The 244-nt window shown below is 58.2% G+C and carries 1 protein-coding gene; it reads right to left on the reverse strand.

Features of this window, described 5'->3' with window-relative positions; genetic code table 11:
* The coding region (locus SB753_RS40435) for a hypothetical protein (RefSeq protein WP_410805596.1) at positions 1-223 on the reverse strand (223 nt) is incomplete at its 3' end.
* Positions 224-244 lie beyond the last annotated feature (21 nt).

Here is a 244-nt window from a genome sequence, read left to right on the forward strand (position 1 = left end):
CCCAAAGTTCGGGGCGTCCGAACCACGTAGTCGGTGCGGCCGGCACTGGATCAACAGCAAGATTGGCGCCGACAGCAAGGCTACCTGCACGCCGATGCAGCAACCCCGGCTGCATGGACACGGCGCCAGCCCCCGACTCATTTCGCGTGATCTTTCGAGAGAACCTCCTGAAGAGAATGATGACCGAAACGATCACGCACATCAGCGTATTGGCCAGATTCATCCAGAACATCCCGTTTGGAAT

The organism is Paraburkholderia sp. SIMBA_053, from assembly GCF_046534895.1.
GTDB lineage: Bacteria > Pseudomonadota > Gammaproteobacteria > Burkholderiales > Burkholderiaceae > Paraburkholderia > Paraburkholderia caledonica.